At 66.8% G+C, this 7,826-nt stretch carries 6 protein-coding genes and 1 pseudogene; 4 read left to right on the top strand and 3 right to left on the bottom strand.

The annotated features are described in order from the left end of the window. Nucleotides 1-518: 518 nt before the first annotated feature. Nucleotides 519-2,372 (bottom strand): AAA family ATPase, encoded by a 1,854-nt coding sequence (locus tag ACFY2B_RS45810; RefSeq protein ID WP_390768995.1) that lies wholly within the window; start codon nucleotides 2,370-2,372, stop codon nucleotides 519-521. Nucleotides 2,373-2,425: 53 nt separating this feature from the next. Continuing rightward, on the bottom strand, nucleotides 2,426-2,641 hold the full coding sequence (locus tag ACFY2B_RS45805) for a KTSC domain-containing protein (protein WP_390768994.1): 216 nt from the start codon (nucleotides 2,639-2,641) through the stop codon (nucleotides 2,426-2,428). Between the two features lie 44 nt (nucleotides 2,642-2,685). On the opposite strand from ACFY2B_RS45805, the pseudogene ACFY2B_RS45800 reads away from it, so the two are divergent. The 4 genes and pseudogenes from ACFY2B_RS45800 to ACFY2B_RS45785 all read left to right on the top strand — a co-directional run. Continuing rightward, nucleotides 2,686-2,886, top strand: a pseudogene (locus ACFY2B_RS45800) (hypothetical protein); the annotation flags it as partial. Between the two features lie 308 nt (nucleotides 2,887-3,194). Then, complete coding sequence (locus tag ACFY2B_RS45795; protein WP_390768993.1) at nucleotides 3,195-4,337, top strand: tyrosine-type recombinase/integrase; 1,143 nt, start codon at nucleotides 3,195-3,197, stop codon at nucleotides 4,335-4,337. After that, nucleotides 4,319-6,928, top strand: coding sequence for a tyrosine-type recombinase/integrase (locus ACFY2B_RS45790; RefSeq protein ID WP_390768992.1), 2,610 nt, complete (start codon nucleotides 4,319-4,321; stop codon nucleotides 6,926-6,928). Before ACFY2B_RS45795 ends, ACFY2B_RS45790 begins: the two co-directional genes overlap by 19 nt. Beyond that, nucleotides 6,925-7,509, top strand: coding sequence for a DUF6262 family protein (locus ACFY2B_RS45785; RefSeq protein WP_390768991.1), 585 nt, complete (start codon nucleotides 6,925-6,927; stop codon nucleotides 7,507-7,509). The genes ACFY2B_RS45790 and ACFY2B_RS45785 overlap by 4 nt, the downstream gene beginning before the upstream one ends. 47 nt (nucleotides 7,510-7,556) lie before the next feature. Here the strand turns inward: ACFY2B_RS45785 and ACFY2B_RS45780 are convergent. Further along, a partial coding sequence (locus ACFY2B_RS45780) for a helicase associated domain-containing protein (protein ID WP_390768990.1) occupies nucleotides 7,557-7,826 on the bottom strand: 270 nt, incomplete at its 5' end.

The raw sequence follows: 7,826 nt of genomic DNA, 5'->3' as shown, positions 1-7,826 counted from the left end.
AGGCGATTCTGGCCTTTCACGCTAGGCCCAGCTGTCTGACCTGCACCGATACCCCGCCGCACCCCCGCGAAGCCCACTCAACTGTGGAACGCAGGTGCCAAGAAGGTCCCCTTTGACTCAACCACCATCAGGATGCTGGTTGGCTGTCCGAAGCCGCGTCTGCTTGGTCCGCGAGGTCGAGGGGGCGTGACAGCTTCAGACAGTCCTGGGAGTGGAATGGGTCCGTCCGGTTGTCAGTGGCGGGTGGCACTCTTTGAGTATGGCCTTCCGGGGAAAGTGTTCATATCGAAGGTATTCCGACGTATACGGGCAGTGTTCCATGGGGGATGGGCGGGTGATACGCGTGCATCGCAAGGACCTGCCAGCTCCTGATGGCTGCCGTTGGTGTGGCGACGACTCGGGCCACCACGGTTCGCAGTGGGTGGCTTCGGTTGGTCTGCATACGTGGGAGGCTCCGACGCCTCAGCAGAGGCTCATGCGGATGAAGGCGCGGCGTGCGGCGCGTCAGGCCGGTGCGGCTACCAAAGATGCGGCCCCGCGTTCTGCGCCCGACTGACGAGGGAGTCGAAGATTGCGGCCAGGGCGGCGGGGATGCGGTCCTTGGCAAGATGCGCGGCGATGCCGACCATGAGGTCTTCTTTGGATTTCGGGCCGTCGGGGGAGCCGCCCTTGAACATGTCCAGCAACTGTGAGCTGAACTTGCCGGCCCGCAGTGCTTCGACCTCCTCGGGCTGCCAGGGGCCGCGTTCGGTGTTCGGCTGCCACAGTGCGTTGGCTGTCTCGGCCCAGTCGTCATTGGTGAAGAGGTCTTCGAGCTCGTTGGGGGAGCCGAGATAGAAGCACTCCTTGTCGAGGTTGAAGCCGTGCTCCTTGAGCTTGTCGTTTCTAAAAACACGCTTCTGGTTGGTGCGACTGTCCTTATCGACGACGAAGGCGACGTCGCGGCCGTGGTCTTTGAGGAACCGCGCGAAGCGCAGCGCACCTTCGTTGCTGCCGCCGGACCACAGGCAGATTCCCGCGGACTGAATGGGGAAGCCAGCGTGCTTGCGGAACAGGATGGGGAACGCGGAGGTCTCCGACACGCCCTCGACCGCGACGAAGAACCGCTCGTGCAGGAGAACGCTGTTACGAAACCCCAGCGTTGTTGCGATCGTCGACAGATGCCGGCGTACGTCCTTGTCCGCGCTGTCCTCACGCAGAACCTCTGCCCGAACCCGGCCCTCGTGGGTGCGCAAGTGCACCACGGAGGAGATGTCGACCCCGTCGATCAGGTTGAGGGAGTGGGTTGCCACGATGACGCGTGCGTTGGGCCGTGAGGACTGCAGTTGGATGAGCGCCATGATGCGCCGCTGGTGGGAGTAGTCCAGGTGGGTGTCGGGCTCGTCGTAGACGAACACGACATCCGATTCGGGCGTCTGCGTGGCGTCGTGCTGCCCCATAAGTTCGTTGCTGCTCTCCCACAGAGCCAGCGAGATCCGGCGCGAGCGGCCGGTGCCTGCGGACGACAGCGGGAAGCGGCGGCCCTGCGAGTCCATCACGTTCAGCTCGACGCCAACCAGAGCCGGACGCACCTGTACCTGAGGAGCCAGCTCTACCGACGGCAGAGTGCATCGCTGCGCGATGTGATTGCGGATGCTCTCGATGTCCTCTTTCAGTGACTCGGCGAGATAGTCCTCAAGGTCCGTTACCCGCTTGGCCACCTCGTCGGCGCGCGTGTATTCGCGCAGCCGGGAGTTGAGCAGGCTTTGGATTACGGCCTCGGGCGCCTGGACGGAGTCTCCCCTGAAGTACACCATCGTCGGCAGGGCAGCGGCCACCTCGGAGTCCGCCAGTACCCAGGCGTCCACCTGCTCCATCTCCTGGGCCAGCTCGCGAAGCGGCTGCTCCCAGCTGTTCCGGGCGTTCGCCTGTCCGACCGGCTCGACCCCGTGGGCGGCCGCAAGCTCCTTCAGACCCGCTAGCTTCACTGCTGCCAGGTCACGTAGTTCGGGGTTCTGGCAGACACGGCGATGGATCTCCAGGAAGGTCCCCGCCTCCGGCCGGAAGCGCCGCCGGATTCGTACCTGCTCGGGCAGCCCGAGACGCAGCTGTTCCTCGGCGTTCAGGGTGAAGCCGCCCGTCACGATCGTCTGGGGCACGCGCGCCTGGTGGGCGACTGTGTCGGCCGCCAGTTCCTGGAGGTCACCGGTGCTGACGTAGGTGAGATCGTGCTCGCTCAGTGCGGTTCCGTGTAGCAGGAAGTTCAGCGCGTCCAGGAGAGCGGTCTTCCCACCCTCGTTCTGCCCGGTCAGGACCGTCTGTGAAAGAACCGGGATTCCGGCGATGTTCGCAAGGCAGCGAAAGCCCTCGACGGAAATGGAGCAGATCTGCACGCGTGCCTCAACTTGACGACGATGGACGGAATTACTACGGAACGACGGGGGGGTCAGCCCGAGATGCGGCGGTAGGCGTAGCGACCCTTGACGAAGCGAGCCAGGAAACCACCCTTGCTGGAAGCCGCCATCAAGGCCGTGTGCACGTCTGCAGGGACGCTGTCGTAGCGGTACAGCGCGCCACTGTGAAAGGCCACTTCAAGTACACGATCCGCCTGGCTGTAGCCCACCGATCGGATGTTCGAGGAGCGAACCTGCTCGTGCAACAAGGCGCCTCCTGCGACCACTGTGTCAGGCGTTGCGTGATCGACCGATGATAGCGCCGCCCCGCTGCCGCTCAGGTGGAGCTGGCAAAAACGGCCGTAAGTCCGCGGCTGTTGCCGGTCTACGACAAGGTGGTGCGCTGTGCGCTCTGGGCTGCCCGCGGCCCTCGTTCTGGCTTGCGTTGAGTGCCGCGCTGCGCGAGGACGACGCCGCGTTGCACCGCCAACTGATGGAACTGAGGCAGGACGCGGGGCTACCGGAGACGGTGAGTGCGCTGCGGGTGTGCGACGTTGTGGTGTGGATGAGCCACTGGGCTTTGGGCCACGCCTGCCCCTGTGGATGCCTGCCGTCAACGCGACCCGAGGGGACGTTCTGGCGTGTGGGGGTGACGGACTTTACCAACCGTGGCCTGAGTGTGTGTGACGTTCGCGTGGAGTGGTCCGTGGGTGTGGGGGAGGGGTGTGGACTCGAGGTCGGGAGTGCCGTCGGTGGGGCGGTCCTGGGTCTGGAGGGGGTGGCACGCGGGTGGGTGGTCGGCTTGTGGTGGGGGAGCTACGAGTGCAGGAGATCGTCCGTACCGGCGGGCGGGTGTCCTACACAGTCGTGGATGCGGACTGCTCGGTGGTGGTGGAGGCGGACGGGTTCCTGCGTACCTGTGCGGCAGGTACGGACCGTACGTACGCGTATGTGCTGGTGGATCATCTGCGGTGGCTGCGGTTCGCGGGCTTGGACACGGGGTCGGTGTCGCTTGAGGATCTGCGGCACTACATGGCGGCTTTGGGAGCGGATTATCCGGGGCCGTTCGGTCTGCCGTGGCGGGAGGGGAAACGCCCGTACGGGCACAGCGCGTTGAAGACCGCGGCGGCCTGTCTGAAGGGCCTCTACCTTCATCTGAGCACCCGGGGCGTGAACCCGTCGCTGGCGGAGGCGCTGCGCGTCACGAGGTTGCCGACGCGGGCGGATCGGCGGCGGGCGATGCTCGGGCACGTCCTGCACAGCATGCCCGCGAACCCTCTGGCTCCGGCTGAGCGGGTGCGCCGGCATCCGAAGATGCTGCCGGAAGGCGCCCGGGATCTGCTGCTGGGGGCGGTGTCGTGCGCGCGGGACCGGATGGTGGTCACGTGGCTGGCCGACGGCGGTTTCCGGATCGGTGAGCTGTGCGGGCTGCGCCTGGTCGACCTGCACCTGCGCGAGCAGGCCGCGTGCGGTCAGTGCCGGGGGCCGCACGTGCACATCTGCCATCGCGAGGACAACGCCAACCGGGCCCGAGTGAAGACCAAGGCACCCTGGACCTGGCAGGACAACGCCGTAAGCGGCGGGACGGTACGCCGGGCGAGCCCGGCGATGATCCACACCTACTTCGAGTACATCACCACGCAGTACCCTGCCCCGACCGCTCACGGCATGCTCCTGGTAAGCCTGCACGGCTCTTCCCGCGGTCAGCCGTGGACCACCGCCGCGGCCCGCGGCATGCTGCGCCGGGCCGCAGCCCGTGTGGAGATCGGCCGGGTGGTCCCGCACGCTTTCCGGCACAGCTTCGCCACCGCGGTACTGGACGCCGCACGGGGTAACGCGGTGATCGCGCGTGATGCCGGCGGCTGGGCCTCAGCGGCGACTGTCGAGCAGGTCTACGGCCACGTGGACGTCCACGACCCGGTCTTCACCGCGGCGCTGGAACAGGTGTGGGGGACACAGCCGTGATCCCGCTGACGCTGCTGCCCGGCCGCACCGACACCACCCGCATCGGCCGCGACCGGCTCGAACTGCTCACAGCCCTCATCGAGGCCCCCGCATTCGACCCGCTCTTCCGCGACACGCTGATCTTCATACCGCCTCACCACCCGGTCTACGCCTGGCAGTGCGGCGTCGACGGCTGTGAACGAATCCGCCGCGTCAGCCACAACCTGTGCGGTTCCCACTGTTTGGAGTGGGAACAGGCAGAGCGAGCCGGCCAAACCAAGCGCGCCTTCATGCACGCCGCAACGCCTCTTCCGGCCGCGCGGGGAGTGGACTACGGGCGCTGCCGGATCTGCCCCGACCGACCGGCCGTCAGCCCCACGACCCAGCTGTGCCAGCAACACCAGAACCGCTGGCAGTATGGCTCGGCGGCGCGCGTCGACCGGAACCACCTCGGACAATGGGCTCTGGCCCAGCACGCCTTACCCGGCTACGGCCTCTGCAAGGCCCGCTGCCCGTTCCTGGCCTGCGGCTCGGTGGGATTGTGCATCCAGCACCAGACCCGCTACCAAACCGACCAGCGTCCAGGAGGAGCCCGGTCGGAACGCATCCACGGCCGCATCAAAGACGGACGCCCGCTCCCCGTGACCTACGACGACGAGTCCGCCTTCCACATGTGGTGTACCACCACGGAACCCGTGTCACAGCCGGGACTGGTCAACCTCCACTGCCTGCCCCCGCTGCTGCGGGCCGAGATCCAGTGGGGCCTGCACACCCATGCCCAGGCCGCCCAGCACTCCGAGTGGACCACCAATGGCATCAGGAATCTCGTCAGACATTGCCAGCGAGGCGGCATCACGTCCCTGATGGACCTGCACGACGAGGGCTACAAAGACCTGACGCGCAAGCAGATGGACTCCGAGGTCCGCAAGATCATCTGGGAAGTCGTCAACGGCCTGCGCTGCGTCTACTACAGCCCCTCGGACACCAAGGAAGCCGGCTTCCTGGAGACCGATCACTTCGGACGACGCTTCAAGAACGCCCAGAGCCACTTCGACATCACCACCGTTCCCCAGCGGTGGCTTCGCGACCTGCTCTGGGACCATCTCGCCGAGTGGCTCCGTTCCCCGCAGTGCCCCCGCACCCGAGGCCCCTTCGACCAGATGCGCCGCGCCGCCGTCGAACTGGGCGTCTTCCTCCAAGCCGACGCCCCCGAAGCCGGCCACGACCCCACCGTGCTGCGCCGTGAGCACGCCGAGCGGTTCGTCGCCGACCAGCGCCACCGCGCCCGCCACGGCCTGCCGTCCCTGGGCATGGTCCTGGTCGACGGACGATCCCCCACCGTCACCGACCTGAGCTGCCAATTCGTCTTCAACCAAGCCCGCAAGCTGCTCTACAGCGCCATCACCGCCGGCCACGCCGAACGCCTCGGCATCGACACCGGCTTCCTGACCGCCATCCCCTTCGGCGGCACCGGCCTCAAGCAGCGCTCCCGCAACCCCTTCAGCGACGACGTCGCCCGCGCACTGACCGACGAGACCAACCTGCGCCGCCTGGAGGAACTCGACCTCAACGACCGGGGCCTGCGTGACATCTGGGAGACCATCGTCGCCACCGGGCGCCGCTGCAGCGAGGTCGTCGGACTGCGGCTGGACTGCATCGGCCGCTACCGCGGCCTGGCCATGCTGTGGCACGACCAGACCAAGGTCGGCAACTACAACGAGGGCATCCGCATCCCCGAACCCGTCTACCACCGCCTCGATGCCCGCCGCACCAAGACACTCCAGCTCTTCGAAAAGCGCTACGGCCGCACCCCAGCAGCTGCCGAACGTCCCGGCCTGGCCCTGTTCCCCTCCCGCGTTCGCAACCCCAACGGCCGGCAGCCAATCTCCTACGGCCATTTCAATCAGCGCTTCAAGACCTGGATCGTCGGCCTCGACCTCGGCGGCGCGTACGTCGCCCACCAGGCCCGCCACACCCTGGCCACCAACCTGCTGCGCGCCGGCGCCACACTCACCCACATCCGTCGCTACCTCGGCCAGCTCTCCGAACGCATGGCCGAGCACTACGTCAAGATCACCAACAGCGACCTCGAAGACGTCCTGAACACCGTCTGGGTAGCTGGGCCCGGTGCCCCCAACCCAGGCGAACTCCTTTCCGGCGACACCACCCCCATGGACCACGGGACAGCCCTCGCCCTGGCCCTGGACCTCTCCCGCCGCAGCACCCCCGCCGACGGGGGATTCTGCACCTATCAACCCGTCGTCGACGGCGGAGCCTGCCCCTGGAAACTCGACTGCGAGAACTGCGACAACTTCGTCCTCTCCGGCGCAGACCTCCTCTACTGGCGGCGCAAAGCCGAACAGTGGCGCTCCATCGCCGAGAATGCCCCCGACGACGCCACCGCCGACTACCTCCACGCCGTCTTCGAACCCACCGCCAAGGCCATCAAAGGACTCGAGCACGCCCTGGCCGCCCTCGGCATCCTCGACGAAGCCCTCACCCTGGACCTGCGGCGCCCCCAGGACTACTTCCACCGCACCTGGAGCACCGCCTTCCGCGCCCGAGACCTCGCAGCATTGCAGGCATCCGACGACGCCAAAGGGCAGCCATGAGCACTTCCCGCACCGCCGCGGCCGTCCGAGCCCGCCGCCAAACCACCCAGGAGATGCTCGAACGCCTCCAGATCGCCCTGGCGGCCACGGCACACGACCATACGCCTGTCACCGTCGCAGCCCTTGCCCGAACCGTCCGAGTCTCACGCACCTTCCTCTATCAAAACCAGCAGGCCAGAGCCCTGATCGAGCAGGCCAACCGCGCAGACAGACCACATCCCGCAGTCTCCAACAGCGGCAGTCGCACCCAGCCCGCCTGGAGAGAACGTGCGCTCAACGCCGAAGACGCACTCGCCCAGGCCCAGCGTGAAATCCGCACCCAACGCACCCACATCGCAGAACTCCTCGGCAAGATCCGCGACCTCGAACACGATCTCCCCGAAGGCTCACTTCAGCGGATCGTCACGGAGAACACCAGCTTGAAGCAGCACGTACGACAGCTCACCCAGGACAACCAGCAGATTCAAGAACGACTGACCAGCGCCCGCCAGAACAACCGCTTCATGGACAAACGCATCGCCGACCTTGAAGCCCAACTCGCTCCGTACCTCACCACCCCGCCCCCGCCCTCGGGCCCCTGACCCAGCCTCGGATCATTACCAAACGAGAGGGACCTTGCCGACGACCGTCAGATCCACTCCACGCCCAGCTTCCGCAACGCCTCCAACTGCTCGAGGGTGAGCTTGTCCCGCCTCACACGGGTGTTTGAGACCCATACGCCCAGCTTCATGAGCACCGGCTCCGTTTCGCCGTTGACCACGATCTCCTCAGCGTGGCCCCGCGGGACTGGCCGGTCCACACCTTCCCGCTCGATCCACTGCGCCAGGGCCTGAATGCCTCGCTGGAAGGCATGCTGTGCCTTGCTCGGGCCCTTCCCGTCATCCTTGGCCGTCGGGGC

The sequence above is a fragment of the Streptomyces sp. NPDC001270 genome, assembly GCF_042896695.1.
In the GTDB taxonomy this organism is placed as follows: Bacteria; Actinomycetota; Actinomycetes; order Streptomycetales; family Streptomycetaceae; genus Streptomyces.
This window is presented reverse-complemented; position numbering and strand designations above follow the sequence as displayed.